21 protein-coding genes are annotated in these 26,677 nt (G+C 73.9%); 17 read left to right on the top strand and 4 right to left on the bottom strand.

The window, feature by feature from the left end:
• Positions 1-81: 81 nt before the first annotated feature.
• Positions 82-2,004, top strand: coding sequence for an alpha-amylase family protein (locus SERN_RS03470; protein WP_135848688.1), 1,923 nt, complete (start codon positions 82-84; stop codon positions 2,002-2,004).
• A gap of 65 nt (positions 2,005-2,069) precedes the next feature.
• A complete protein-coding gene (locus tag SERN_RS03465; RefSeq protein ID WP_135848687.1) occupies positions 2,070-2,795 on the top strand; it encodes a maleylpyruvate isomerase N-terminal domain-containing protein in 726 nt (241 codons plus the stop codon).
• Positions 2,796-2,829: 34 nt separating this feature from the next.
• Here SERN_RS03465 and metX read toward each other — a convergent pair whose 3' ends face one another.
• Positions 2,830-4,050, bottom strand: coding sequence for a homoserine O-acetyltransferase MetX (gene metX, locus SERN_RS03460; RefSeq protein WP_233251430.1), 1,221 nt, complete (start codon positions 4,048-4,050; stop codon positions 2,830-2,832).
• A gap of 120 nt (positions 4,051-4,170) precedes the next feature.
• Entirely contained in the window at positions 4,171-5,523 is a 1,353-nt protein-coding gene (locus SERN_RS03455) for a bifunctional o-acetylhomoserine/o-acetylserine sulfhydrylase (RefSeq protein ID WP_135848685.1), read from the bottom strand.
• A 310-nt stretch (positions 5,524-5,833) separates the two neighbouring features.
• Between SERN_RS03455 and SERN_RS03450 the strand changes: the two genes are divergently transcribed.
• Together SERN_RS03450 and SERN_RS03445 are read left to right on the top strand one after the other, a co-directional pair.
• Complete coding sequence (locus SERN_RS03450) at positions 5,834-7,330, top strand: C40 family peptidase (protein ID WP_135848684.1); 1,497 nt, start codon at positions 5,834-5,836, stop codon at positions 7,328-7,330.
• A gap of 50 nt (positions 7,331-7,380) precedes the next feature.
• Positions 7,381-7,815 carry a DUF6918 family protein gene (locus SERN_RS03445; RefSeq protein ID WP_135848683.1) on the top strand — a complete coding sequence of 145 codons (435 nt, stop codon included), beginning with the start codon at positions 7,381-7,383 and terminating at the stop codon, positions 7,813-7,815.
• A 105-nt stretch (positions 7,816-7,920) separates the two neighbouring features.
• On the opposite strand, the gene SERN_RS03440 is transcribed toward SERN_RS03445, so the two are convergent.
• On the bottom strand, positions 7,921-8,439 hold the full coding sequence (locus SERN_RS03440; RefSeq protein WP_135848682.1) for an inorganic diphosphatase: 519 nt from the start codon (positions 8,437-8,439) through the stop codon (positions 7,921-7,923).
• 185 nt (positions 8,440-8,624) lie between these two features.
• On the opposite strand from SERN_RS03440, the gene dacB reads away from it, so the two are divergent.
• From dacB to SERN_RS03390, 10 genes are all read left to right on the top strand, one after another.
• Positions 8,625-10,019, top strand: a complete 1,395-nt coding sequence (gene dacB / locus SERN_RS03435; RefSeq protein WP_135848681.1) for a D-alanyl-D-alanine carboxypeptidase/D-alanyl-D-alanine endopeptidase — start codon at positions 8,625-8,627, stop codon at positions 10,017-10,019.
• A gap of 67 nt (positions 10,020-10,086) precedes the next feature.
• Positions 10,087-11,220, top strand: a complete 1,134-nt coding sequence (locus tag SERN_RS03430) for a zinc-dependent metalloprotease (protein ID WP_135848680.1) — start codon at positions 10,087-10,089, stop codon at positions 11,218-11,220.
• A 30-nt stretch (positions 11,221-11,250) separates the two neighbouring features.
• Positions 11,251-12,267 carry a tRNA lysidine(34) synthetase TilS gene (tilS, locus tag SERN_RS03425; RefSeq protein ID WP_135848679.1) on the top strand — a complete coding sequence of 339 codons (1,017 nt, stop codon included), beginning with the start codon at positions 11,251-11,253 and terminating at the stop codon, positions 12,265-12,267.
• A gap of 37 nt (positions 12,268-12,304) precedes the next feature.
• A complete protein-coding gene (hpt, locus tag SERN_RS03420) occupies positions 12,305-12,874 on the top strand; it encodes a hypoxanthine phosphoribosyltransferase (RefSeq protein ID WP_233251429.1) in 570 nt (189 codons plus the stop codon).
• A 170-nt stretch (positions 12,875-13,044) separates the two neighbouring features.
• Positions 13,045-15,078, top strand: coding sequence for an ATP-dependent zinc metalloprotease FtsH (gene ftsH / locus SERN_RS03415; RefSeq protein ID WP_135849003.1), 2,034 nt, complete (start codon positions 13,045-13,047; stop codon positions 15,076-15,078).
• 63 nt (positions 15,079-15,141) lie between these two features.
• On the top strand, positions 15,142-16,716 hold the full coding sequence (locus tag SERN_RS03410; protein WP_135848678.1) for a hypothetical protein: 1,575 nt from the start codon (positions 15,142-15,144) through the stop codon (positions 16,714-16,716).
• 25 nt (positions 16,717-16,741) lie between these two features.
• Positions 16,742-17,209, top strand: coding sequence for a DUF3180 domain-containing protein (locus SERN_RS03405; RefSeq protein WP_135848677.1), 468 nt, complete (start codon positions 16,742-16,744; stop codon positions 17,207-17,209).
• 253 nt (positions 17,210-17,462) lie between these two features.
• The gene (locus SERN_RS03400) at positions 17,463-19,451 is read left to right on the top strand and encodes an HNH endonuclease signature motif containing protein (protein ID WP_158292552.1); all 1,989 of its coding nucleotides are present in this window, start codon (positions 17,463-17,465) and stop codon (positions 19,449-19,451) included.
• Positions 19,452-19,543: 92 nt separating this feature from the next.
• Positions 19,544-20,047, top strand: a complete 504-nt coding sequence (locus SERN_RS03395; protein WP_408640857.1) for a PH domain-containing protein — start codon at positions 19,544-19,546, stop codon at positions 20,045-20,047.
• Entirely contained in the window at positions 20,044-21,708 is a 1,665-nt protein-coding gene (locus SERN_RS03390) for a PH domain-containing protein (protein WP_135848674.1), read from the top strand. Before SERN_RS03395 ends, SERN_RS03390 begins: the two co-directional genes overlap by 4 nt.
• A 39-nt stretch (positions 21,709-21,747) precedes the next feature.
• On the opposite strand, the gene SERN_RS03385 is transcribed toward SERN_RS03390, so the two are convergent.
• Positions 21,748-22,428, bottom strand: a complete 681-nt coding sequence (locus tag SERN_RS03385; RefSeq protein WP_135848673.1) for a DUF805 domain-containing protein — start codon at positions 22,426-22,428, stop codon at positions 21,748-21,750.
• 97 nt (positions 22,429-22,525) lie between these two features.
• Here SERN_RS03385 and SERN_RS03380 point away from each other — a divergent pair, with 97 nt between their 5' ends.
• Genes SERN_RS03380 through panC form a run of 3 tightly spaced genes read left to right on the top strand, consistent with a single transcriptional unit; the run spans position 22,526 to position 26,636 of the window.
• Positions 22,526-23,302, top strand: a complete 777-nt coding sequence (locus SERN_RS03380; protein WP_135848672.1) for a response regulator transcription factor — start codon at positions 22,526-22,528, stop codon at positions 23,300-23,302.
• Positions 23,299-24,798 (top strand): sensor histidine kinase, encoded by a 1,500-nt coding sequence (locus SERN_RS03375; protein ID WP_135848671.1) that lies wholly within the window; start codon positions 23,299-23,301, stop codon positions 24,796-24,798. Before SERN_RS03380 ends, SERN_RS03375 begins: the two co-directional genes overlap by 4 nt.
• The gene (gene panC, locus SERN_RS16025) at positions 24,795-26,636 is read left to right on the top strand and encodes a pantoate--beta-alanine ligase (RefSeq protein ID WP_135848670.1); all 1,842 of its coding nucleotides are present in this window, start codon (positions 24,795-24,797) and stop codon (positions 26,634-26,636) included. Before SERN_RS03375 ends, panC begins: the two co-directional genes overlap by 4 nt.
• Positions 26,637-26,677: the final 41 nt, after the last annotated feature.

Raw genomic sequence — 26,677 nt, 5'->3', positions numbered from 1 at the left:
GTGCCACGCAGGCCCTCGAGCTCTGCGAAACTCTGACCGCTAGGCTCGCTCTTCCCTGATGCACGCTCGAGAGGCGCCCGCATGACCCGCCTGGCCCGCTCCGTCCTGGTCGACGCCGACGTCGTCCGTTCCCGGATCGCACCGCTCGCCCCCGGGGCCGAGCACGACGCGATCTTCGCCGCCCGCTTCGCCGACCACTTCCCGACGCTGCACCGCCTCTTCGGCGAGCTCTACGGCGCGCGCGACGACGCGCTCGAGGCGCTCACCGCCGTCGTCGGACTGGCCGCCGACTCCTGGCGCGAGCGCCCCGCCGACCTGCGCGAGCTGGACGCGCGCCGCGAGGCGGAGCCGCCCTTCTACCTCGACGCGAGCATGCTGGGAGGCGTCTGCTACGTCGACCGCTACGCCGGGGACCTCGAGGGCGTGCGCCGCCAGATCCCGTACTTCACCGAGCTGGGGCTCACCTACCTGCACCTGATGCCCCTGTTCGCCTCGCCGGAGGGGAACAGCGACGGCGGGTACGCCGTGTCGAGCTACCGGGACGTCGACCCCGCGCTGGGCTCGATGGCGGAGCTGGCGTCGCTGGCGCGCGAGCTGCGCGCGGCCGGGATCTCGCTCGTCGTCGACTTCATCTTCAACCACACCAGCGACGAGCACGTGTGGGCGCGGCGGGCGGTCGCGGGGGAGGTGGTCGACGGCGTCGACCACTCGGACTTCTACCTCATCTACCCGGACCGGACGATGCCGGACGCCTACGAGCGGACCACGCGCGAGATCTTCCCGGACGATCACCCTGGATCGTTCGTGCAGCTGCCGGACGGCCGCTGGATCTGGGCGACGTTCTACCACTTCCAGTGGGACCTGAACTACGCCAACCCGGCGGTCTTCCGCGCCATGGCGGGGGAGATGCTGTTCCTCGCGAACCAGGGCGTGGAGCTGCTCCGGATGGACGCCGTCGCGTTCATCTGGAAGGAGCTCGGCACCACGTGCGAGTCCCTCCCGCAGGCGCACCTGCTGCTCCAGGCCTTCAACGCCGTGCTGCGGATGGCCGCGCCGTCGCTCCTGTTCAAGTCGGAGGCGATCGTCCACCCGGACGAGGTGGTGACCTACGTCAGCCAGGCCGAGTGCCAGATCTCCTACAACCCGCTGCAGATGGCGCTCACCTGGGAGGCGCTCGCGACGCGTGACGCCTCGCTGCTGAACCAGGCGCTCGAGCGCCGGCACGCGCTGCCCGAGGGGACCGCCTGGGTCAACTACGTGCGCAGCCACGACGACATCGGCTGGACCTTCGCGGACGAGGACGCCGCCGAGCTCGGGATCGACGGCTACGCCCACCGCCGCCACCTCAACGACTTCTTCGTCGACCGCGTCCCGGGGTCGTTCGCGCGCGGTGTGCCGTTCCAGGACAACCCGCGCACGGGTGACTGCCGCATCGCCGGGACGACGGCGTCGCTCGCCGGGGTCGAGGCCGGTGATCCGCTCGGGGTCGACCGGGTGCTCCTCGCGCATGCACTCGCGCTCTCGACCGGGGGGATCCCGCTGATCTACCTCGGGGACGAGGTCGGCCAGCTCAACGACTACTCCTACCGGGAGCGCCCCGCCGAGGCGGGCGACTCCCGCTGGGTCAACCGACCGTTCCGGCCGAGCGCGGCCTACGACGCCCGCACCGATCCTCGCGCGACGGCGGGGCGGGTGTTCGCCGGCCTGCGCCGCCTGATCGAGGTGCGGAAGGCGACGCCGGAGCTCGGCGGCGGCACGCTGCTCCCCTTCCGCACGCCGCACCGGTCCGTGGTCGCGTTCCAGCGCCCCGGATGGATCGCCGAGCTGCCGCGCGTGCTGGTGCTGGCGAACGTCGGCGACACCGCGGTGCGGGTGGAGGCGCTGACGCTCAGCGGGTTCGACGCCGCGGCGCGAGACCTCCTGGCGGGTCGGTCGGTGGACCTGCGCGACGGCGTCGCGCTGCCCCCGGCGTCCGTGCGCTGGCTGCGCGTCACGCCGCGCTGAGCCGCCTGCTCAGAACCCGAGCCTCGTCACGACGGCGACCACCCGCGCGGCGCTACCCTCGCCCCATGACCGACGCCGACGTCACCCCCGCCCAGCTGGACGCCGATCTCGCGGAGCAGTGGGACGCCGTCGTCGACTGGTTGCGCACGCTCGAGGACACCGCCCTCGACACCCCGACGCCGCTGCCCGGGTGGCGGGTGCGGGACCTGGTGGCGCACCTCGGCGAGGCGATGGGTGTGCTCGCCCGGGCGGAACCGGTGGACGTGGGGACGGTCGTGGCCGATCGCCCCGAGCGCCGGCACGACCTCGCGTCCTACCTCGCCAGCTACGCCGACAACGCCGACGGCATCCACGCTCGCGCCGTGGAGGTCGCGGACGAGCAGGCCGACGACCCGGCCGCCGCGGTCGAGGAGCGGGGTGCCGCGGCGCTGGCGCACCTGGCGCAGCTGCGGTCCGACGGCGTCGCGCTGGTGCGGGTGCGACGCGGGATCGTCCCGCTCGACCAGCTCGTCACCACGCGCCTGGTCGAGCTCGTCGTGCACGCGGACGACCTGTCGCGCTCGGTGCACGGGGCCGCGGCGGTGGACCCCACCGCACGGACGATCGTCTCGGGCGCCCTGCTCGCGATCCTGCGACGTCGCAGCGGCTACGAGGTCGACGTCGTGGACGAGCGCGCGTGGGTCCGGCTCGCCACCGGTCGTCTCGGCTGGGCCGACCGGGGCGATGCGCTGCGGTCGGGCAACCTGGCCGAGGGACTGCCGGACCTCAGCGCCTACTTGCCCCTGGTCTGACGGCCCGATCCGAGGCGGGGGCGCCGAGGCGGCGTCAGGCGCGGCGAACCACCGGGGCGACCTCGCCCAGGAACGCCGCGACGATGGGACCGAGGGTGTCGAACTCGATGAGGAACCCGTCGTGCCCGTGGTCGGAGTGCACCACGTGCAGGTCCGCCGCCGTCAGCCCGCGTGCGATCTGCGCCGAGTGCGCCGGCAGGAAGAGGCGGTCGGAGTCGACGGCGACCACCAGGCCCCTCGCCGTCACCCCCGCGAGCGCGGCGGCGACCCCGCCCCGGTCGCGGCCGAGGTCGTGCGTGATCATCGACTGCGTCAGCGTCACGTAGGAGCCGGCGTCGAACCGCCGCGCGAGCTTGGCGCCGTGGTGGTCGAGGTAGGACTGCACGGCGAACCGTCCGGTCCCGTCGAGCGGGTTCTCGGCGCGCTGCGGGATCCGGCCGAACCGTGTGTCGAGCTCGCGAGCCGACCGGTAGGTGGTGTGGGCGATCTGGCGCGCCAGCGAGAGGCCGACGTGCGGGCCCTCGCCGTCGGGCGCGTCGTAGTAGTCGCCGCCGCGGAACCGGGGGTCGGCGTGGATCGCGCCGAGCTGCGCGTGCAGCCACGCGATCTGGTCGCCCGTGGTCTGCGCCGCCGTCGCGACGGCGGCGAACGCGCGCACCCGCTCGGGGACGGTCACGGCCCACTCGAGCACGCGGTGGCCGCCCATCGACGCGCCGATCACGAGGGCCCAGGACTCGACGCCGATCGCGTCGCTCAGCAGCACCTCGGCGGCGACCTGGTCGCGCACCGTGAGAGCGGGGAACCGGGAGCCCCACGGGGTGCCGTCGGGGGAGAGGGAGGCCGCGCCGGTGGAACCCTGGCAGCCGCCGAGGACGTTGGGCGCGACGACGAAGTAGCGGTGGGTGTCGATCGGCCGGCCCGGGCCGACCATCTCCGACCACCAGCCGGCGGTGAGGTGGCCGTCGCCGGCGTCGCCCAGCACGTGAGAGTCGCCCGTCAGGGCGTGCAGCACGAGGACGGCGTTGTCGCGCTCGGCGTTCAACGTGCCCCAGGTCTCGTAGGCCATCCGGACCCCGGGGAGCGTGCCGCCCGCCTCGAGGTCGATCTCGCCGACGTCGACGAACCGGCGCCCGCCGACCGGCTGCCCGGCGCGCCAGGCGGCGCTGGCCGCGAGGGGGGTGCCGTCGTCGGCGCGCACCTGACCCCGCGCCGACGGCGCGAGGCGGGGGTGCGGACGCTTCTCGCTGGCACTCACCCGGTGATCGTACGGGGAGGACATCTCCCGGTTCACCCCGTTCTCCCCCCGTGTCGGTGGCCGGACACCGCCCGCGCCACGTCGTGGTCGACGGGGCGCGGGCGGGCCTGCCGGTGCGGGTCAGACCGAGGCGGGCTCGGCGGTGGGTGCCTGAGCCACGACCGCGGCGGCCGCCGCGAACCCGAGCTCGAGGTCGGCCAGGATGTCGTCGACGTGCTCGAGCCCGACGGCGAGGCGCACCAGACCGGGTGTGACCCCCGAGTACAGCTGCTCCGCCGGCGTGAGCTGGCTGTGCGTGGTCGAGGCCGGGTGGATGACGAGCGAGCGCACGTCGCCGATGTTGGCGACGTTGGAGTGGAGCTCCAGCGCCGAGACGAACGCCTGGCCGGCGGGGGCGCCGCCGTCGAGCTCGAACGCGAGCACGGCCCCGGCGCCCTTCGGGGCGTACTTGAGCTGGTTCGCGTGCCACGGCGAGGACTCCAGGCCGGCGTAGTGCACCCCGGCGACGTCCGCGCGTGCCTCGAGCCACGCCGCGACCTTCTGGGCGTTCTCCACGTGGCGCTCGATGCGCAGCGACAGCGTCTCGACGCCCTGCGCGATGAGGAAGGCGTTGAACGGGCTGACCGCCGCACCCAGGTCGCGCAGCAGCTGCACGCGCGCCTTGAGGATGTAGGACAGGTTGACGCCGAACGCTCCGCCCTCGCCGAGGTCGCGCGCGTAGACCAGACCGTTGTAGGAAGGGTCGGGCGTGTTGTAGTTCGGGAACCGGTCGGGGTGCTGGGCGTAGTCGAACGTGCCGCCGTCGACGATCACGCCGGCGATCGCGGTGCCGTGGCCGCCGAGGTACTTCGTGGCGGAGTGCACCACGACGTCGGCGCCCCAGGCCAGCGGGTTGATCAGGTACGGCGTGGCGACGGTGTTGTCGACGATCAGGGGCACGCCCACCTCGTGCGCGATGCCGGCGACGGTCTCGATGTCGAGGACGTCGGAGCGCGGGTTGGGGATCGTCTCGCCGAAGAACAGCTTGGTGTTGGGGCGGACGGCGTCGCGCCACTGCTGCGGGTCGTGCGGGTCGGACACGAACGTCGTGGTGATGCCGAGCCTGGGCAGCGTGTGGTGCAGGAGGTTGTAGGTGCCGCCGTAGAGCGAGGAGCTCGCCACGACGTGGTCGCCGGCCTCGGCGACGTTGAGGATCGCGATCGTCTCGGCGGCCTGCCCCGAGGCGACGAGCAGGGCGCCCACACCGCCCTCGAGCGAGGCGATCCGGTTCTCCACCGCCTCCTGCGTCGGGTTGTTGATCCGGGTGTAGATCGGTCCGAGCTCGGCCAGGGCGAACCGCGCCGCGGCCTGCTCGGCCGACTCGAACACGAACGAGGTGGTCTGGTAGATCGGCAGCGCGCGCGCCCCGGTGGCGGGGTCGGGCGTCTGTCCGGCGTGGATCTGGCGTGTCTCGAACGACCAGTCGTTGCTCATGGTGGCTCCTTGGCAGGTGGTGCGTGAGAGGGGAGGGGATCGGGACGAACGTAGGGTCGCGACGACGGCGATGGCTCGCGGGGCGTGTCGCGTCTCACATGGCGGAGGCGCCGCGTGGTGCCCTCGGCGGTCCGGCGATCCGCGTGACCGCGTCCGCGACGAACTACACGCGTGTTATTTTTGCTTCGGATTAGCGCGGCGTGTCGAATTGACGAAGACCACTTTGACACGCTCATTTCTCAGGCTAAGGTCGAGGCTGAGCCTGTGTCCGCGATGTCTACGCGACACGCCGGACACTGGAGGAAGCCCGATGACGCAGCACCCCCGTCACCTGAGCGCGCGCTCGCGCTCGACCGTCCTGGCGGGCGCCGTCGCCGCCGCCCTGGTCGGGCTGTCAGGCCTCCTCGTTCCCGCGTCGGCCGTGCCGAGCCAGACCGAGCGTGACCAGGCCCAGGCCGACGTCGCCACCCAGGCCGATCGCGTCTCCGTGCTCGAGGGCCAGCTCGCCGCCGCGAACGCCGCGCTGGCCGACGCCGACGTCGCCGCAGCCCTCGCCGGCGAGGACTACCTCGCTGCCGAGGAGTCCGCGACGCGTGCCCGCGCCGCCAAGGTCACCGCCGACACCGAGGCCGCCACCGCGCAGCAGGAGGCCGACGACGCGAGCGACGCGCTCGCCAGCGTCGCCCTCGCCAGCTACCGCAACGGCGGTGGCGCCGCCACCCAGGCGCAGGTCTTCCTCGGGGCCGACGAGTTCTCCGACGTGCTGCGCCGCTCCGCCGCGCTCTCGATCGCGACCGGTGCCGCCGGCGACACGGTGCTGTCGGCGCAGGAGGCGCAGGCGAACGCCGACGTCGCCGCGACCCGCGCCACGACGGCGCAGGAGACCCTCGACACCCGCGAGGCCGCCGCGCGCACCGCGCTCGAGGAGGCCGACGGCCTGCAGGAGGACGCCGAGGCCCAGCGCGCCTCGACGGCCGCGATCGTCGACGGCGCGATCAACGAGCTCGCGGTGCTGCGCAACCACAGCGTCGAGCTCGAGCGCGCCTACCAGGCCGACCAGCTCGAGCAGCAGCGCATCGCGGACGAGAAGGCCGCCAACGACCGGATCGCCGCCGAGGCAGCCGCCCGCGCCGCCGTGACGCCGGCGGCGCCCGCCACGCAGGCGCCGAGCACGCCGAGCACGGCTGCGACCAAGGCGCCCGCGGCGGTCACCCCGGCGCCGAGCACACCGGCCCCTGCACCGGCTCCGGCACCTGCTCCGGCCCCGGCCCCCGCACCTGCTCCGGCCCCTGCGCCTGCGCCCGCTCCGGCTCCGGCGCCTGCGCCCGCTCCGGCCCCCGCACCGGCTCCGGCCCCCGCACCGGCTCCGGCCCCTGCGCCCGCTCCGAAGCCGGCCCCCGCGCCTGCGCCGGCCCCCGCACCTGCCCCGATCCCGCCGGCGTCGTCCAAGGGCCAGGCCGCGGTGAACGCGGCGATGACCAAGGTGGGTCTCACCTACCGCCTCGGCGCGAACGGCCCGAACGCCTACGACTGCTCCAGCCTCGTGAAGTTCGCCTACGCCCAGGTGGGAATCAACCTGCCGCGCGTCTCGCGCGACCAGTGGGGTGCCACGACCCGCATCACGGCGGACCAGCTCCAGCCGGGCGACCTGATCTTCTACTCGAACTCGAAGTCGGCTCGCGACATCTACCACGTCGCGATCTACACCGGCCCCGGGATGAAGGTGCACGCTGCGAACCCGAAGACGGGCATCGTGCACGACAAGATCTACGGCACGAAGCTCCTGGGCTACGGCCGCGTCTCCTGACCGGCCCGACGGTGCGGTCGGCCCCGCGGGGCTGACCTAGCATCGTCAGCATGACGAACCTCCGCGACACCCTGACCGCGCCCGAGACCAAGCCCGCCGCCGTCGCCGATCTCGCCTCGCTCATCGACGCCGAGGTGGCGGGCATGAGCGGCCTGACCGGGATCGCGGCCAAGACGGCGGTCAAGGCCGCCAAGGCCAAGCGTCCCGACGTCGTCACGCGCGGCGCGAACGCCTACCTCGGCACGCTGGCCGACGCGCTCGACCCGTTCTGGACGCGCCACACCGCGCAGGGCGGCGGCGACTTCGGCGCCTACGTCGCGGCGAACTCGGGAGAGGTGAACGCCGCGGTGCTCGCCGCGGTCGAGTCCGAGGTCGGCAGCGGCAACCAGCGCTCGATGTACGAGAAGTTCAAGCCGCAGCTGTCGAAGGTCATCGCCGGCGCCCTGCCGAAGATCGGCACGCTCGTGCAGAAGCACGCCGGCTGACACCCACCCGCTTCCCCCGGCAGGCACCTGGCCGGACACGACGACGGGCCCCGCTCCTGCAGGAGCGGGGCCCGTCGTCGTGCGTGTGCTGCGAGAGCTGCCCGATCAGTGCGGGGCGTTGGCGCCGTGCGCGTGGTGCAGACCGGCGTCCTTGGCGCGCTGGACCGAGCGGAGGATCTCCTGCTCGGCCTCCGCGCGGCCCGTCCAGTGCGCACCCTCGACGGACTTGCCGGGCTCGAGGTCTTTGTAGACCTCGAAGAAGTGCTGGATCTCGAGGCGGTGGAACTCCGACACGTCGTCGATGTCGTCGCGCCAGCTCGCGCGCTGGTCGCCGACCGGCACGCACAGCACCTTGTCGTCGCCGCCGGCCTCGTCGCGCATGCGGAACATGCCCAGGGCGCGGCACTCGATGAGGCAGCCGGGGAACGTGGGCTCCTCGAGCAGCACGAGCGCGTCCAGCGGATCGCCGTCCTCGCCCAGCGTGCCCTCGATGAACCCGTAGTCGTCCGGGTACCGGGTCGAGGTGAAGAGCATGCGGTCCAGCCGGATGCGGCCGGACAGGTGGTCGACCTCGTACTTGTTCCGGTGACCCTTGGGGATCTCGATCGTGACGTCGAACTTCACCGCATGACCTCTCATCTGCTCGTCGGCCGGCGACCTGCCGGTGGACCGGCCTCGTGACCTCGCGGCCGCGTAGGCACCGCGTGACTACTGTGGGGACAGTCTGACGTACGTCGGGCGTTCCCGCGCACCGCGCGTGCGCCCCGCGCGTCGGGAGCACCGTCGTCGAGAACGTTCAGGAGGAACGCGTGGGTCGCAAGCGCCGCGCCGTCGTCGTCACGTCCGTGGTCGTGGCGCTGGGAGCGGTGGGTGTCGGCTACGTCGCCGCGGACAGCGCCGGCCTCGTGCCAGGACCCTTCACGACGGCGGAGCCGCCGCCCGTGCCGCCGCCGTTCCCGACGCCGTCGCCCGCGGGGGCGATCGCCGTCCCGCGCGTGCTGCCGTCGCTCGACGGCGCGGCGCCCGTCCCGACGGCGGCGGGTCTCCAGCAGGCGCTCGACGCCCTGCGCTCGGCGCCCGAGGTCGGGGCGCCCCCCGGCGTGCTGGTCGTCGACGTCGCCACGGGCGAGACCGTCACCGCGGCCGACGAGCAGGTGGCTCGACTGCCCGCCTCGACGACGAAGGTCCTGACCGCGGCGGCCGCCGTCGCCACGCTCGACCTGTCCGCGACCCTGCCCACGACCGTCCGGCTCGACGGCGCGGACGGGCTCGTGCTCGTCGGCGGCGGTGACATCGCGCTGGCCGCGGGGAGCGGCGACCCGACCGCCGTCGTCGGGCGTGCCGGCCTGGGTGATCTCGCGACGGCGACGGCCGCGGCGCTGGCCGAGCGCGGGATCGCCTCGGTGACGCTCCGCGTGGACGACACGCTCTTCTCCGGACCGTCCCAGGCCCCGGGCTGGTCCCCGATCGACCTCACCGGGGGTTTCGTGGCCCCCGTCCAGCCGCTGGGGATCGAGGTCGGGCTGATCGCCGGGCGCGACCGGCGCGACACCGACCCCGCCGAGTCGGCCGGCCTCGTGCTGGCCGACGCGCTCCGTGCCCAGGGCATCGAGGTCCGCGAGGGGCCGACGCGAGGGACGGCCGCCGAGGGCGCCGTCGAGCTGGCCCGGGTGGAGTCCGCGACCGTCGGCGAGGTGCTGGACCTCGCGATGGCCGACTCCGACAACACGCTCACCGAGCTGCTGGGCCGGCTCGTGGCGATCGAGGCGGGGGAGCCCGCGACCTTCGACGGAGCGACGTCCTCGACGCTCGCCGTGCTCGCCGGCCTCGGCCTCGACGTCGGCGGCACCACGCTGTCCGACAGCTCGGGGCTGTCGTCCGAGAACCGGATCTCGGCCCGCCTGCTCGCCGACGTCCTCGTGCTGGGCGCCACCGATCCGGCGATGCGCGAGCTGGCGCTGTCGCTGCCGGTCTCCGGGCTCGAGGGGACGCTCGCGGGTCGCGACCTCGATCTCGGCGAGGTGCGCGCCAAGACCGGCACGCTGCCGGGCGTCGTCAGCCTCGCCGGGTACACCGTGACGGCCGACGGCCGGGCGCTGGCGTTCGTGGTGATGGCCGACGCCGTCCCGCCCGCGGGGAGCTACGCGGCTCGGCTCGAGGTGGACGAGTGGGTGCGCGCGCTGACCGCGTGCGGCTGCTCCTGAGCGTGGGTCCGATCCTCAGCGTCGGTCCGATCCTCGGGGTCCCGAGGTGTCGGCATAGCATGAGGCGATGACGCAAGCCATCGACTGGGACGCCGCCGTGGCCAGGGCCGCGAGCGTGGGCAGGGCGGGTCCGCCGATCGATCGGCAGGGGCTGCTGGCCCTGGTCGCCTCGCTGCGTCAGGCGGCGGCCGACGCCCCCGCCTACGTCGCCGACGTCACCGGGCTGCACGAGGCCGCGGAGATCGCGGCCGACCAGCCCGCTCTGATCGTGGACCGCCCTCGCTGGGCCGAGGCCGCGACCGAGACGTTCGCGAGCCTCACCGACGGACTGCTGCCTGTCTCCCGCATGCCCGGGGCGGCACGCCTCGCGGGCGAGCAGCTCGGTTGGGTGCTGGCGCTCCTGGGGACGCGCGTGCTGGGACAGTTCGATCCGTACGTCAGCCCCGAACCGGGCCGGGGCCGACTGCTGGTCGTGGCGCCCAACGTGCTGAGCGTGCAGCGTCAGCTCGACGCCGATGCGCAGGACTTCCACCTGTGGGTGTGCCTGCATGAGCAGACGCACGCGGTCCAGTTCGCCGCGGCGCCGTGGCTCGCCGACCACCTCAAGACCGCGCTCGCCCAGGTGATCGGGTCGGAGGATGACACGAAGGACGGCGACGGGGAGGAGTCGGACGACGGCGGGACCGTCTCGCTGCTGACCCGCCTGCGCCGCACGCTGCGGCGTGGCGACGGTGAGGGTGAGTCGGACGGCGATCCGGACGTCGGGCCCGACCCCGAGGTCCCCGCCGACGCCGAGACCCCCCCGGACGCTGCCGCCGGCCCCGGGGTCCTGGACGCCGTCCTCGAACCCGAGCAGCGGGCGGCCCTGACCGAGGCCGTCGCCGTGATGTCGCTGCTCGAGGGCCACGCCGACGTCGTCATGGACGAGGTCGGGCCCTCGGCGATCCCCACCGTCAAGCAGATCCGGGCAGGCTTCGAGAAGCGACGGGACGAGCGCACGCTGACCGCGCTCCTGATGCGCCGGCTCCTCGGCATGGACGCCAAGCTCGCGCAGTACCGCAACGGCGCCGTGTTCGTGCGCGGGGTGCGCGAGAAGGTCGGGCACAGCGGCCTCAACGCCGTCTTCGCCGGACCGGAGAACCTGCCCACCGCCGCCGAGATCGCCGACCCGGACGCCTGGGTCGCGCGCGTGCACGGCTGAGGCGTCGGACATCCCTCGGCTGAGCGGCCCGTGACCGGACCCGACCCCGCCGTCGCGCGCGTCCGCACCGCCGTTCGCGACGACCTGGCCGACCTCGCGCCCGAGGACCTGGTGCTCGTGGCGTGCTCGGGCGGCGCGGACTCCCTCGCGCTCGCGGCGGCGACGGCGTTCGTCGCACCGCGTCTCGGGCTGCGCGCGGGCGCCGTCGTCGTCGACCACGGCCTCGCCCCGACCTCGGCGGCGGTCACCGACAGCACGGCGGGGCAGTGCCGCGCGCTCGGGCTCGACCCCGTGCTGACGATCCGCGTCACCGTCGCGGCCGGGGGCCTGGAGGGGCGTGCGCGGGAGGCGCGGCACGCGGCGTTCGACGACGCCGTCGCGTGCACCGGCGCCGTCGCCGTGCTGCTCGCGCACACGAGCGACGACCAGGCGGAGACGGTGCTGCTGCGCCTGGCGCGGGGGAGCGGTGCGCGCTCGCTGGCCGGGATTGCGCCGCGGCGCGGGGTGCTGCGGCGACCGCTGCTCGCGGTGCGGCGCGAGACGCTCCGGCAGGCGTGCCGCGCGCAGGACCTGACGTGGTGGGAGGACCCGGGCAACGCCGTCGACGGACCGGCCACGACGCGCGACGGCGACGCGCTGCCGCGCAGCGCGGTGCGCCACCGCGTTCTGCCGGCGCTCGCGGCCGCCGTCGGGGCCGACCCCGTCACGGCGCTGACGCGGACCGCGGAGCTGCTGCGGCGCGACGCCGACCTGCTGGACGAGCTGGCGGCCGAGGTCGGGGCGCGGGCGGCGGCGTCGGGGGCCCTGCGGGTCGAGGTCCTCGCCACCGCCCACGCGGCGCTGCTGCCCCGGGTCCTGCGCGCCTGGTTGATCGCGGCGGGCGCGCCGGCGGGTGACGTCGGCTCGCAGCACCTCGAGTCCGTCGCCGCCCTCGTGACGGGGTGGCGCGGGCAGATCGGCGTCGACGTGCCCGGCGGTCTGCGGGTGGTGCGGCGCGACGGCGTGCTCGCCGTCGCGCCGCTGACCCGCTCACCGCGATCTCGCTGACGCGCGACCACGCGTGCGGGTGTGGAACGCTTGGCGGGTGACGACACAGGCCTGGAACTACCCGGAGGTCGGCGGCGACCTCGTCGAGATCGTCGTGAGCGAGGAGCAGATCCGGCAGCGCCTGTCGGAGATGGCCGCGCGGATCGACGAGGACTACGCGGGCGAGGAGGTGCTGCTGATCGGTGTGCTCAAGGGTGCGGCGATGGTCATGTCCGACCTCATGCGCCACCTGCGCTCCGACGTCAGCATGGACTGGATGGCCGTCTCCTCCTACGGCAAGGGCACGAAGTCGTCGGGCGTGGTGCGGATCCTCAAGGACCTCGACACCGACCTGACCGGGCGGCACGTGCTGATCGTGGAGGACATCATCGACTCGGGGCTGACGCTCTCGTGGTTGATCGAGAACCTGCGCTCGCGCGGTCCGGCCTCGCTGGAGATCGCGACGCTGCTGCGCAAGCCCGAGGCCGCCAAGGTCGAGGTCGACGTGCGCTACCTCGGGTTCGACATCGCGAACGAGTTCGTCGTCGGCTACGGCCTGGACTACGCCGAGAGGTACCGCCAGCTCCCCTTCGTGGCGGTGCTCGCACCGCACGTCTACGGCGGCTGACACCCCGCGGGGAACCACCGGCGACGCCACGGCGTTGACCTGAGGCCCGTGCGTGTCAGGCGGACGGGCGTACTGCCGTCGGCGAACAGCGCACGAGGTGCGCACCGCCGTCGTATAACGTCACCAACAGGTGCCTTGAGATGAGAAGGGCGGGCCTGGCGGCCCCACACATGAACGTCAAGAAGCTTGCGCGCGGACCCCTCCTGTGGATCCTGCTCCCCGTCGTCATCCTGCTGATCGGCCTCAACTTCTTCGTCAGAGGCGGCGGCGTGCAGACGATCGACACCTCCGACGGCATGTCGCTGCTGCGCGGTGACACGGTCGAGCAGGCCGAGATCACCGAGGGCTACCAGCGGGTGCAGCTCACGCTGACCGAACCCTTCACCGACGCCTCGGACACCGACCGCGGTGAGCGCGTGCAGTTCTACTACGTGACGCCGCAGGCCGACGAGGTCGCCGACCTGATCGCGTCCGCGGAGCCCGAGCAGGGCTTCAACTCGGTCGTGCCCTCCACACCGTGGTGGTCCTCGTTCCTGACGACCTTCATCTTCCTCGCGCTGATCATCGGTGTGTTCTGGTTCGTGATGTCCCGCATGCAGGGCGGGAACTCCAAGATGATGAACTTCGGCAAGTCGAAGGCGCGCCAGGTCAACAAGGAGAACCCGGACGTCACGTTCGCCGACGTCGCCGGCGCGGACGAGGCCGTCGAGGAGATGCGCGAGATCAAGGACTTCCTCGCCAACCCCGACCGCTACCAGGCCGTCGGCGCGAAGATCCCCAAGGGTGTGCTGCTGTACGGCGCCCCCGGTACCGGCAAGACGCTGCTCGCCAAGGCCGTCGCCGGCGAGGCAGGGGTGCCGTTCTTCTCGATCTCGGGCTCCGACTTCGTGGAGATGTTCGTCGGCGTCGGCGCCTCGCGTGTGCGCGACCTGTTCGAGCAGGCCAAGACCAACGCGCCCGCGATCATCTTCGTGGACGAGATCGATGCCGTCGGCCGCCAGCGCGGCGCCGGTCTGGGCGGCGGTCACGACGAGCGCGAGCAGACGCTCAACCAGCTGCTGGTCGAGATGGACGGCTTCGAGAAAAACGCCAGCGTCATCATGATCGCGGCCACCAACCGCCCCGACATCCTCGACCCCGCGCTGCTGCGCCCCGGCCGGTTCGACCGCCAGATCACGGTCGAGGCGCCCGACCTCAAGGGTCGCCTGGCGATCCTGGGCGTGCACGCCGCGGGCAAGCCCATGACGGCCGACGTCGACCTCGCCACCGTCGCCAAGCGCACGCCCGGCTTCTCCGGTGCCGATCTGGCCAACGTGCTGAACGAGGCCGCGCTCCTGACCGCGCGCTCGCACGCGCAGCTGATCGACAACCGCGCGCTGGACGAGGCGATCGACCGCTCGATCGCGGGTCCGCAGAAGCGCACGCGCCTCATGAACGACTCCGAGCGCAAGGTCACCGCCTACCACGAGGGCGGTCACGCCCTGGTCGCCACGGCGATGCGCTACACCGACCCGGTCACGAAGGTCACGATCCTGCCGCGCGGCCGCGCCCTCGGCTACACGATGGTCATGCCCGCGGAGGACCGCTACTCCACGACGCGCAACGAGCTGCTCGACCAGCTCGCCTACGCGATGGGTGGCCGCGTCGCCGAGGAGCTGGTGTTCCACGACCCGACCACGGGTGCCTCGAACGACATCGAGAAGGCGACGGCGACGGCGCGCAAGATGGTCACGCAGTTCGGCATGAGCGAGCGCGTGGGCGCCCTGCGTCTCGGTCAGGCCGACGGCGAGGTCTTCCTCGGCCGCGACTACGGCCACCAGCGCGACTACTCCGAGGAGATCGCCGGCATCGTCGACGAGGAGGTCCGCCGCCTGGTCGAGAACGCCCACGACGAGGCCTGGGCCGTGCTGACCGAGTACCGCGACGTGCTCGACGCGCTCGTGCTGGAGCTTCTCGAGCACGAGACGCTGAACGAGAAGGAGCTCGCCCGCGTGTTCGCGCCGGTCGTCAAGCGTGACCCGCGCCCCGTGTGGCACTCCTCGACCGCGCGCCCCGTGAGCAGCCGCCCGCCCGTCGCGACGCCGGCCGAGATCGCGGCAGGCAAGGCCGACGAGCTGCCGCAGGACCAGGCCGCCGCCGCGAGCGACGAGCACCCCGCGCAGGCGCTCGGCGAGCTCCCGCCCGGCGCGACGCCGCACGCCTGAGGATCGTGGGTCGGTGCTCGCGCGTGCTGGGTCACCGGCCGACGGCGTGGCTAGGGTGGGGTCGTGACTGACACCTACCGGATCGTCGGACTCGCCGGGCGCGGCGCCGTCGCCGCCAGCGACGGCCAGCCCCAGAGCCACGAGCCCTTCCTCGCGGACCTCGTCCTGCACGCCGACCGCGAGATCGATCTCGCCACGGCCGCCAGGGCCGCCGCCGAGGCGCTCGCCCGGCCGCACACCACCCTCCTGCCGCGCGCCGAGGGCGTGGCGCAGGCGGTGCGCGACGCCGTCGACGTCGTGTCCGTCGAGGTCACCCTGCACCGGCCCGAGGTGGGGCTCGGGGTGCCCGTCCTCGACGTCGAGCTGTCGATCGTCCGGCCGCGGGTGGCCGCGAGGTCTGCTGGTGCTGGTGCTGGTGCTGGTGCTGGTGCGCCGGCGGATGCCGCCGTGTTCGCGGAGGCCTCGCTCTCGACGGACGCGGGCGACGCCGGCGCCGGCGCCGACGACGGTGACCACACCGCCCGGCACGCGACTCGCGCCGGCGGGCCGTTCGACGACGTCCTGAGCGGCCGTGGCGCCGTCGCCCCGCCCGCATCGGTCACCCTCGCGGGCATCACGGGTGGCGCGCTGGCTGCCGGGGTGCCGCGAGTGGCCGGCGGTGCCGCGGCGGGCAGTGCTGCGGCGGGCAGTGCCGCGACCCCTGTGCGGGACCTCGAGCCGGATCCGAGCGCCACCACGGTGCGCACGGCACACCCCGCCGTTGCCGACGGCCTGGACGACCGGGTCTCGGAGCCCTCCGAGACTCTGACCGACGAGACTGCAGACGAGACCGCCGCCGACGGCGACGAGGACGTGCGCGCCGCAGCGGCCGCGGCCGGACTCGCGCCCGCACCGCACGCGGATCACGTCTTCCAGGCCCCTCCCGTCATCGAGCCCGACGTCGAGGCCGAGGTCGAGGCCGAGGCCGAGGCCGAGGACATCGCCCCTAAGGGGGTCGAGCCTGGGTACGTGGAGCCCGACGACGTCGAGCCGGTCCTCGCCGCCGCCGAGGGCGAGGCAGTACCCCCCACCGACCTGCCCGACGCGACGCCGAGCACCGACGGGCCGGGGGACGAGACCGCCGTCGCGACCCTGCCTCCCACCGCGATGCAGCCGCGCCGCCCGAGCGTCGATGCGCCGATGCCGGCGCTCGTGGTGCTGTCGGGTCGTGGTGCCTCCGCTCAGAACGAGCTCGCGGGCGCCGTGCGAGCCATCGGCACCGCTGCGGGCCTCGACGTCACCGGCGTCTCGCCGCTCGCCCGGACCACGACGGGTGGTGGCGACCTGCACACCGCCGTCGTCGCCGTCCGCACGACCCTGGGTCCCGGCGACCTCGCCTCCGCGCTGACGGCGGTGAGCGCGTCGCGTCCCTCAGTCGAGGCCGAGATCCTCGTGGTGGGGGACCTGGTCGGTCTGCACGACGACGTCGAGCTCCCGCTGCCCGGTGTCGCCGCCAGCGCGACCGTGCTGGTGCCCTGGGCCCACCTCGACCCGCAGGCGATCCTGCCGGGCCTGGGCGGCGGCCCCGTCGTCGTCCTGGCCGAGACGGCTCCCGACCGCGAGTCGGTGCGCTGGCTCGCGCTCGACTGGCTCGAGTGATCCGCCGGTCGGCGGGGGAGGCCTGATGGAACGCACGCGCGCGTCGACGCTCGTCGTCCTCGCCGTCATCGGCCTCACCCTGACGCTGCTCGTCCTGCGCCTTCTCGAACGGTCCGGGCACATCGTCCCCGCCGCGCCGGTCGCGATCGTGCTCCTGGCGGCGTTCGCCATCGTCGTCCTGGCTCTGGGGTGGCGGGTCAGGTCGTTCGTGGCCGGGCGGACGTCGATGGACGCCGTCGCGGCATCCCGGGTGGCCGCGCTGGCGATGTCGGCGTCCTACGTCGGGGCGCTCTCGCTCGGTGTCGGCCTGGGGCAGACCATGGCCGTCATCGGCCGCCTCGGCGCTCCTGCCGCCCGCGCCGATGCCCTCATCGGCGGCGGAACCGCCGCCACCGCGCTCGCGTGCGTCGTGGTCGGGCTGGTGGTCCAGCACTGGTGCCGCGTCCCGGAGGACGACGACCGCGGAAAGCCCCCCGGCACGCCTGCCGGCTGAGTCTCGCGAGTCTCTGGCTCGCGGGTGACGGGTGACGGGTGACCGGTGACGGGTCCCGGACCTCGACCCTTCTGGGGGTCCGGTCGCTGCCTGTAGCCCCGCACGGCCCGTAGCGACTGCCCACAGTCGTCCACGTGCTCGCGCCCGGCGCGTCACCGTTTGCTTCGGGCCGCCGCTTCCTGCGCGCCCGCGGACTGCTGCGGCCCCGCCCGCCCGCGCGCGTGCGGCCCGGCGCTCACCGCCTACCGCAGCGGTGACTGCCACCCTCGGCAGCCTGGCCTGCATGTCGCGCTGGACGTGTGTCCACAATCCAGAGAAGCCCTTGTGCCATACCTCCGTGGTGGGTAAAATCGTACACATGTTCGATGCGACCAGTGGAGCGGCGGGTGCGGGGATGCGCCCCGAAGCGCTGGCTGCGCCGTGGGGGACCGACCCGGGGGACGGTGGGGGTCCGGTGTTCCTGCTCCGGGAGGGCGCGGCTGCGGTGTCTCGCACATCGTTGGGGGCGGAGTTCGCCCCGGACGCCCCGGTCGACTCCCGTCAGCACGCGGCGTTGGAGCGCCTGTCCGACCTGGTCTGTCAGGAGGGCGAAGGGCTGTCGGACGGTGAGGTGCTGGAGGTGGTGGCGGCGTGGTCGCGTCAGGTGGCAGCGGCTGAGCTGCAGGTGCGGGAGTGGGCGGCTGTGCTCGCGCGTCGGCCGTCGATGTCGCCGATGTGGCGTTCGGCGAGCGGGGCGCGGTGCGAGACGGCGGCGGACGAGGTCGGCCTGCGGTTGGGAGTCTCGCGTCGTCGGGGTCAGCAGCTGATCGACGAGGGCCAGGTGCTGGGCGACGTTCTCTGGCCGGTGGCGCAGGAGCTGGGGGTGGGGCGGATCGATGCCGGGAAGGCGTCGATCCTGGTGGAGGCGCTGGGGGAGCAGGAGCCGCACGTGGCGGTGGCGGTGTGCGAGCAGGTGCTGCCGGTGGCGGGGAGCCTGGACCACGCGGGTTTGCGTCGTCGGGTGCAGGCGGTGATCGTGCAGGCCGATCCTGATGGTGCGATGACGCGTCATCAGCGGGCGGTGCGGCTGCGTCGGGTGAACAGGGTGCGGATGCGCCCGGACGGCATGGCGTCGTTCTCGGCCGTGCTCGCCGCGCCGGACGCGGTGGCCCTGGAGCAGGCCTGCGAGGCTGCGGCCCGTGCTGCTCGAGCCACCAGTGCGACGAGCAAGGGCCACACCGGTGCCGGCGCAGGTGCTGACGCCGGTGACGTGGGTGCAGGCCGCACGTTGGAGCAGCTGCGTGCCGACGCCCTGGTCTCGATGGGCGTTCGTGCCCTCTCGGAGGGGTGCCTGCCGCTGCTTCCGCCGGCGGATGCACGCGGTCGGCGCGGTGAGGCGGTGCCGGTGGTGCTCTCCGGTCGCAGCACCGGTCTGACCGTGATCGCGACCGCCGCGGTCCAGCGCGGGCGCGCGGGGACGGCCACGCTGGCCGACGCCGCCTCGCACGACCTCTACGACTGGGAGCCCGACCCCGAGGACGCGAGGGACCTCGGCGCGGCGGACCGCGGTGCATCGACCACCGGCGCTGCGCGTCAGGCGTTGGATCCGGGCCCGGACCCGTACGTGGACTGGGTCGGCCCGCCGACGTTCCGGCCCGGGATCGATGCACCGGAGCTGGTGGGGTACGGGGCGATCGCGCCGGGGGTGGTGCGCGCCCTGGTTGGCGCGGCGTCGTGGGTGAAGGTGGTCGAGCCCGTCTTCCGGGATGCCGATCCGCCGCCACCGACGTCGTCGTACCGACCGTCGGCCGAGCTGGATCGCCATGTCCGGGTGCGTGATGTGACGTGCGTGGTCCCGGGCTGCCTCGTGCCGGCGGCGCTGTGCGATCTGGACCACCACGTGCCCTGGCCCCTGGGGTCGACCTCGGCGGCGAACCTGCACGCGTTGTGCCGTCGCCACCACCTGATGAAGACCCACGCCGGTCACGACCTCACCGTCCTGCCCGGCGGCACGATTCGGTGGCGCACCGCGCTGGGTCAGATCGTGTGGCGCTCGAGCGACGGCACCCTCGGTCGTGGCGACTCCACGGACCCCGCGAAACCTCGCCCGGCGCCCTGGGGAAGGACGCGTGCGGTGCCCCGACCGAGCGACGCCGAGGTCGATCGTCGGGTCCGCGAGCTCGAGGACGCCGAGGCCGACGATCCCCGCGTCGACGATCTCTGGGCCCACGCCGCCACGGCCGGGTGCCCACCGGCGGTCTGATCGCCGGTTGACCGTTCGGGTGCTCGTTCGGGCAGGGAAGGCGACACCTGGGGACCGGAACCACCCACACCGCCCACCCCGCACCTGGCACGATGGGCGCCATGAGCCTCCCGCAGCAGGATCCGTTCGAGCCCGACGGCGTGACCTGGTCCCGCGTGTCCGACCAGCTCATCAAGGCCCGCCTCATCGTCACGACGATCTGGTTGGGCATCCCGCTGGTGGCAGGCGTCGCGCTGGGCGTGATCTTCGGCGGATGGGTCTGGTCGGCCGCGATCGTCGTCGTGCTGCTGCTCGCCTGGGCGATCTGGCTCATCCCGAGGCAGGTCCGCGCCGTCGGCTACGCGGAGCGTGAGGAGGACCTGCTGGTCCGCAAGGGCGTGATGTTCCGATCACTCGTCGTCGTGCCGTACGGCCGCATGCAGTTCACGGACGTCTCCTCCGGCCCGCTCGCGCGCTCGTTCGGCATCGCCGAGGTCAAGCTCCACACGGCCTCGGCCAGCACTGACGCCACCATCCCCGGCCTGCCCAGCGCCGAGGCCGCCCGCGTCAAGGACCGGCTCACGAGCCTGGGCGAGTCGCGGCTGGCCGGACTGTGACCGACGACGCCGCGCCCACGCCCGCGCCCGACCCCACGCCTGCGCCCACTCCCGCGGGCGCTGCGACGCCCACGGGCACTGCGACGCCCACGGGCACTCCCGCCGTCGCCGAGCACGAGTGGCGCCGCCTCCACCGCGTCACGCCGTTGCTCAACGCGTGGAAGATCGCCGCGGTCCTCGTCGCGATCTTCCTCGTCCAGGGTCTCGACGACCTGTTCCGCATCGACATCCCGGTGCTCACGCTCGTCCTGATCCTCGCCGGGACCATCGTGCTGGCAGCGCTCGTCGGGCTCGTCTACTCCTACTTCGCCTGGCGGCGCACGTCGTACGCCATCACGGGCGACGCCGTCGTGCTGCGCTCGGGCATCCTGTTCCGCAAGGAGCGGGTCGCGCGCCTGACCCGGATCCAGGCCGTCGAGATCACCCAGCCGATCCTCGGTCGGATCTTCGGTTTCGCGGGCATCAAGGTCGAGTCGGCGGGCGGCGCCGAGGCCAACATGACGCTCGCCTACCTGACCATGGACGAGGCCGCGGACGTCCGCAACGAGATCCTCGCGCGCGCTGCCGGCATCGACCTCGACGATGTCGAGGAGGCTGCGGACGGCGACCTCGACGGCGCGACCACGCCCGCCGAGCTCGCCCATCTCGTCGAGGGCTCGGACGCCGTCGGCTCCCACGGTGCCCCGGACGCCCACGCCACCCACGCCACCCCAGCCCCTCGCGCCGGCGCAACGAGAAGGCTCGCCCCCGAAGCGCCCGAGCACCAGGTCTTCGCGCTGCCTGCGGGCCGACTCGTGGCCTCTCTCGTCGCTCACGGCGCGACGGTGGCGATCGTCCTCGTCGTCACGGGGGTCGTGGTCGGCGGCGCCCTGAGCGGTGGCGGCGAATGGATCTTCAGCTCGCTCTTCGGTCTCCTCGGCGCCGTCGGCTTCCTGTGGAGCCGGTTCTCGACCGAGTTCAACTTCCGCCTGGCCACCTCGCCCGACGGGCTCCGCGTGCGCCAGGGGCTCCTGGAGACGAAGGCGCGCACGATCCCGCCCGGCCGCATCCAGGCGCTCACCGTGATGCAGGGCCCGATCTGGCGGATCTTCGGCTGGTGGCGCGTCCGCCTCACGCTCGCGTCGCAGGGCACGTCGTCCGACGGCACCGACACCTCCGACGTCCTGCTCCCCGTCGGCTCGCGGGACGAGGTCGTGGCGATGCTGCGGCTCGCCGTCCCGCAGCTCGAGGAGCACGAGCTGCCCGCCATCGAGGCGGGTCTGGCCGGGATGGACGACGGCGAGGGCTGGGTCCCGTCGCCGCGTCGTGCGCGCTGGCTCGACCCGCTCGCCTATCGGCGCAACGCCTTCCGCGTCCTGGACCACGTGATCGCGCTGCGGAAGGGCCGCATCTTCCGCGAGCTCTCCGTCGTGCCGCACGAGCGGACGCAGTCGCTCGGCATCTCGCAGGGACCGCTCGAGCGGCGGCTCCGGCTGGCGTCCTTCACGCCGCACAGCTCCGGCTCGATCGAGCCGAAGCTCCCGCACCTCGACATCGACGTCGCCGCGCACCTCCTGGTCGAGCAGGCCGACCGGGCGCGCAGCGCCCGACGCGCCGCCGGGCCGGAGCGATGGATGCACACCTCCGGTCCCGTCGCGGGCGCGGGGTCGACGCCCGACTGAGGGCGGCCGGCTCGTCGAGTCAGCGCGGTCGGGTGCGGGTCAGCGCGGCCCGTCCTGCGGCCAGATCGGGGCGTCGGACGGTGGCCCGTACGGCTGCCCGTACCCCGGCTGCCCGTACCCCGGCTGCCCGAGGGGAGGGCCGTACGGCTGCCCGTACCCCGGCTGCTGCAGGCGGAGCTGCGGGTTCACCACCATCGACGGCGTGCCGCGGCGACGGTCGAACGCGAAGCCCTGGGGCGTGCTGCTCAGGCACAGGAGGACGAGAAGGGCGATGCTGCCGAACGGTGCGAAGGAGATGAAGTACCACCAGCCGGAGCGTCCGGTGTCGTGCAGGCGCCGGACGATGACCGCGAGACTCGGCAGCACCTGACCCAGGGCGTAGACCGCGTACAGCGCCACCACGACGCCGAGCAGCGGCGTGAACTCGGGATCACCCGTCCTCGGGTCCGTCCGGCTCGTGGCGAGCGTGACGATCAGGAGCACGTACAGGACGGCGACCACGAGCGCGCACATCAGCACCGACCACCAGTACTCCGAGGCGCTCGCCCTGCCGGAGAAGTCGGCGTACTTCCTGAAGTACCGGCCCACCGCCTGTCGGAACGTCGCCCCGTAGAGCGGCTGGTCCAGCGGCACGGGGGACCCGGGCCGAGCGGCTGCTGCGGGAGAGGCGTACCCCGTCGGCGGCGGGGGGAAGGCGGCCGGGGGCAGGGAGTCGCTCATGGCCGACATCATGGCGGATCCGGCCCACGCGTGGACGCACAGGGTCTGCACAGCCCACGCAGGGCTCCTGTGGCCCGGGCAGGAGCATGATGTGCGCATGAGCAGCAACCCGACCCCGCCGCGTTCCTCCGCCACGTCCGGCGGCGGCGCCCCGGGGCGCCAGCCCGAGGTCCTCACGCGCGCCGACGGCGGACCCCTGCGCGTGCTCGTCGTCGACGACGAGGCGAGCCTGCGCGAGCTGCTCGCGACGGTCCTGCGGTACGAGGGCTGGCGCGTGGAGACGGCTGCCGACGGCCACGCCGCGCTGAAGGTCGCCAAGGAGCTGGACCCCGACGTCGTCGTCCTCGACGTGATGATGCCGGGCATCGACGGGTTCGAGGTGCTCCGTCGGCTGCGCGCCACCCACACGGCGCCCGTCCTGTTCCTCACGGCACGGGACGCGCTCGAGGACCGCGTGCACGGCCTGACGGCCGGCGGCGACGACTACGTCACCAAGCCGTTCAGCCTCGAGGAGGTCGTCGCCCGGCTGCGCGCCCTGATGCGTCGCTCCGGCGCGCTCGCGCAGCGGCCCGACGCCGTGCTCGAGGTCGGTGACCTCACGCTCGACGAGGACTCCCACGAGGTGCGCCGCGACGGCGTCGAGATCCAGCTCACCGCGACCGAGTTCGAGCTCCTGCGCTACCTCATGCGCAACCCGCGCCGCGTGCTGTCCAAGGCGCAGATCCTCGACCGCGTCTGGCAGTACGACTTCGGCGGCCAGGCCAACATCGTGGAGCTCTACATCTCCTACCTGCGCCGCAAGATCGACGCCGGTCGCGAACCCATGATCCACACGCTGCGGGGCGCCGGCTACGTCCTGAAGCCCACGACGTGAGGCGTCCCCGCCGCCTCCGCACGCAGCTCATCGCCCTGGTCGGACTCGTCGCGCTGCTGGTCGCCGTCATCCTCGGTGTGCTGTCGGCGCTCAGCCTGCGCTCCGAGCTCCTCGGCCGCCTCGACGGCTCGCTCGTCGCCGCGAGCGACCGCGGCAGGGGCGCGGACGTTGACCCCGGCGGCTATCCCGACCCGCCGCCCGGCTGGGACGGGGGCCCGCCCGGCCTCAACGTCCGCGGCCAGGCCGTCGGCACGGTGGTCGTGGAGGTGCGCGACGGCGAGGTCGTGAGCGCCGGCTACCTCGACGACGACGCGCAGCTCCGGGAGCTCGACCCCGCGCAGGCCGCCGCGGTGCTCACCGCGGGCGATCGCCCCTCCTGGGTCCACGTCAACGGGCTCGGCACCTATCGCGCCGTCACCGTCGGCCGGGACGACGGCACGAGCGTCGTGACCGCGCTGCCCTGGGACGACTCCGCCGGCACGCTCCGGGGCTACGTGCTCGTCGAGGTCGTCGTCGGCGTCGTCGCCGTCCTGCTCGCCGCAGCGGTCGCGACGGCGCTCGTGCGACGGTCCCTGCGTCCGCTGGACCGCGTCGCCCAGACGGCCACCCGTGTGGCCGAGCTCCCGCTGGACCGCGGCGCCGTCGCCCTGGACGAGCGCGTGCCCGACGGCGACACCGACCCCCGGACCGAGGTCGGGCAGGTCGGTGCCGCCCTGAACCGCCTGCTCGGTCACGTCGAGACGTCGCTCGCCGCGCGGCACGCGAGCGAGCAGCAGGTGCGGCAGTTCGTCGCCGACGCGAGCCACGAGCTGCGCACGCCGCTGGCCTCGATCCGTGGCTACTCCGAGCTCGTGCTGCGCCACGGCGACCTGAGCGAGGACTCCGCGCACGCCGTCACCCGCGTCGCGTCCGAGAGCCGCCGCATGCAGGCCCTCGTCGAGGACCTCCTGCTGCTCGCGCGCCTGGACGCGGGCCGCGAGATCGTCGAGCAGGACGTCGACGTCGTCGCGCTCGCCGCCGACGCGGTGTCAGACGCGCACGCCGCCGGCCGGGGCCACACGTGGCGGCTCGACCTGGCCGGGGACGTCGACCCGGAACGCCTCAGGGTCCGCGGCGACGAGGCGCGCCTGCGTCAGGTGCTGGTCAACCTGCTCGCCAACGCCCGCGTCCACACCCCGCCGGGCACCACGGTGAGGCTCGGCGTCCGGCGCGCGGGCGACGTCGTCACGCTGATCGTCCTCGACGACGGCCCCGGCGTCCCGGCCGAGCAGCAGGCGACGATCTTCGACCGCTTCTCGCGCGGCGACGCCGCGCGCACGGGCGGCGACGGCGCGACCCGCTCCACGGGGCTCGGTCTCGCGATCGTCGAGGCGATCGTCACGGCCCACGGCGGCACGATCACGCTCGACTCCGAGCCCGGACGCACCCTCGTGAGCGTCGTGCTCCCGGCGTCCGGCGCACCGGACGGTGGCGCAGGCGCGAGAATGGGGCCGTGAACCACGCCAGGCCGGGACGTCTCGCCGTCGGAATCGTCGGAGCGGGCAGGGTCGGTGCCGTGCTCGGCAGCGCCCTGCGCCAGGTCGGCCACGAGGTGGTCGCCGCGAGCGGCGGCTCGCCCGAGTCGCTCGAACGCATCGACACCATGCTGACCGGGGTCCCGGTGCGGGACATGGTCGACGTCGCGCGCGCCGCCGATCTCGTGCTGCTGACCGTGCCGGACGACGCCATCGGCCAGGTCGCGGCGTGGATCGCCGACCAGGGCGGGTTCCGGGCCGGACAGATCGTGCTGCACACGAGCGGTCGCCACGGCGTGGAGGTGCTGCGGCCCGCGCTGCAGGCGGGCGCGATCCCGCTCGCGATCCACCCCGCGATGACGTTCAGCGGGACGTCGCTCGACCTGTCCCGGCTGGAGGGTGCCCCGTTCGCGGTCACGGCCCCCGCGCCCGTCCTCCCGATCGGGCAGGCGCTCGTGGTCGAGATCGGCGGCGAACCCGTCCTCATCCCCGAGGCGGCGCGAGGGGCCTACCACGCGGCCCTCAGCCACGCGAGCAACCACCTCGTCACGCTCGTGGTGCAGGCCGAGCGCGTGCTCGCGCAGGCGCGGGTCGACGACGGCGCGCGCCTCCTCGGCCCCCTCACCCGCGCCGCGCTCGACAGCGCGCTCACCTCGGGTGCGCAGGCGCTGACCGGACCGGTCAGCCGCGGCGACGCCGGCACGGTCGCCGGTCACCTCGCGGCGCTCGCCGGGGAGCCGGACCACCTCGAGACGCTGCGGTCCTACCGGGCGCTGGCGCGTTCGACCACCCTGCTCGCGCGCGAGCAGGGGCGGATCGACGACGCCGAGGCCGCCACCCTGACGCGGCTGCTGCGGGAGCACCCCGGTCTCACGGGCGCCACAGGCGCCACAGGCGCCGCGACGGCGGCATCGCCGTCCGCGTCGACCGCCGTCGTCCACACCCGCGCCGAGCTGCGGGCCGTGCGCGCCACGCTGACGGACGAGGTCGCCGTCGTGATGACGATGGGGGCGCTGCACGAGGGCCACCTGAGCCTCGTGCGGGCGGCCCGCACCGCCGCGCGGCACGTGGTCGTCACGATCTTCGTCAACCCCACCCAGTTCGGGGACGCCGGCGACCTCGCGGCCTACCCGCGGACGCTGGAGGCCGACCTCGCGGCGCTCGCCTCGTTGGGACCCGAGGCCCCCGACGTGGTGTTCGCGCCGTCGGCCGAGGAGATGTACCCGGGCGGAACGTCCGATCGCGCCGCGACCGTGGTCGCCGGACCGGTGGCGCACCGCTACGAGGGCGCCTCCCGGCCCGGGCACTTCGACGGCGTGCTGACCGTCGTGGCCAAGCTGCTGCACCTCACGGCCCCGGACGTCGCGGTGTTCGGGCAGAAGGACGCGCAGCAGCTCGCCCTCGTGCGCGGGATGGTGGCCGCCCTGGACATGCCGCTGTGGGTGCTGGCCGCGCCGGTCGCACGCGAGAGCGACGGCCTCGCGATGTCCAGCAGGAACGCCCGCCTCTCCTCGGTGGGCCGGGACAGCGCCCTGGCGCTCTCCCGCTCCGTCGCGGCAGCGGAGCGGATCGCGCGCGCCGGCGGCACCGTCGCCGACGTGCTGCGGGCGGCCAGGGCGGAGGTGGCGGACGCCGACGGCGTGGCGCTGGACTATGCGGACCTCGTCGACCCCGGGACGTTCCTGCCGCTCGACGGCGACGGCGACGACCCCGCCGCGACCCCCGGCGTGCGCGAGGCGACCTACGTCGTCGCCGCCGTGGTGGACGGCGTCCGGCTGATCGACACCACGACCGTCGTCCTCGGCGCCCGGCCCCGCTGACGCGGAAGCGGGCGGGGTCGTCCGGAAGCGCCTCGGTAGGA

It is taken from the genome of Serinibacter arcticus (genome assembly GCF_004786095.1).
GTDB classification, from domain to species: Bacteria; Actinomycetota; Actinomycetes; order Actinomycetales; family Beutenbergiaceae; genus Litorihabitans; species Litorihabitans arcticus.
The sequence above is the reverse complement of the archived record's forward strand: the minus strand, read 5'-3'. Positions and strand labels throughout refer to the sequence as shown.

What these genes read in the sequence shown, in the direction of transcription:
- SERN_RS03380 (WP_135848672.1), top strand. Translation starts at nt 22,526, where the DNA reads ATGAGCAGCAACCCGACCCCGCCGCGTTCCTCCGCCACGTCCGGCGGC.
- SERN_RS03430 (WP_135848680.1), top strand. Translation starts at nt 10,087, where the DNA reads ATGACGCAAGCCATCGACTGGGACGCCGCCGTGGCCAGGGCCGCGAGC.
- SERN_RS03385 (WP_135848673.1), bottom strand. Translation starts at nt 22,428, where the DNA reads ATGAGCGACTCCCTGCCCCCGGCCGCCTTCCCCCCGCCGCCGACGGGG.
- SERN_RS03450 (WP_135848684.1), top strand. Translation starts at nt 5,834, where the DNA reads ATGACGCAGCACCCCCGTCACCTGAGCGCGCGCTCGCGCTCGACCGTC.
- SERN_RS03470 (WP_135848688.1), top strand. Translation starts at nt 82, where the DNA reads ATGACCCGCCTGGCCCGCTCCGTCCTGGTCGACGCCGACGTCGTCCGT.
- SERN_RS03465 (WP_135848687.1), top strand. Translation starts at nt 2,070, where the DNA reads ATGACCGACGCCGACGTCACCCCCGCCCAGCTGGACGCCGATCTCGCG.
- ftsH (WP_135849003.1), top strand. Translation starts at nt 13,045, where the DNA reads ATGAACGTCAAGAAGCTTGCGCGCGGACCCCTCCTGTGGATCCTGCTC.
- SERN_RS03405 (WP_135848677.1), top strand. Translation starts at nt 16,742, where the DNA reads ATGGAACGCACGCGCGCGTCGACGCTCGTCGTCCTCGCCGTCATCGGC.
- SERN_RS03395 (WP_408640857.1), top strand. Translation starts at nt 19,544, where the DNA reads ATGGGCGCCATGAGCCTCCCGCAGCAGGATCCGTTCGAGCCCGACGGC.
- SERN_RS03455 (WP_135848685.1), bottom strand. Translation starts at nt 5,523, where the DNA reads ATGAGCAACGACTGGTCGTTCGAGACACGCCAGATCCACGCCGGACAG.
- SERN_RS03445 (WP_135848683.1), top strand. Translation starts at nt 7,381, where the DNA reads ATGACGAACCTCCGCGACACCCTGACCGCGCCCGAGACCAAGCCCGCC.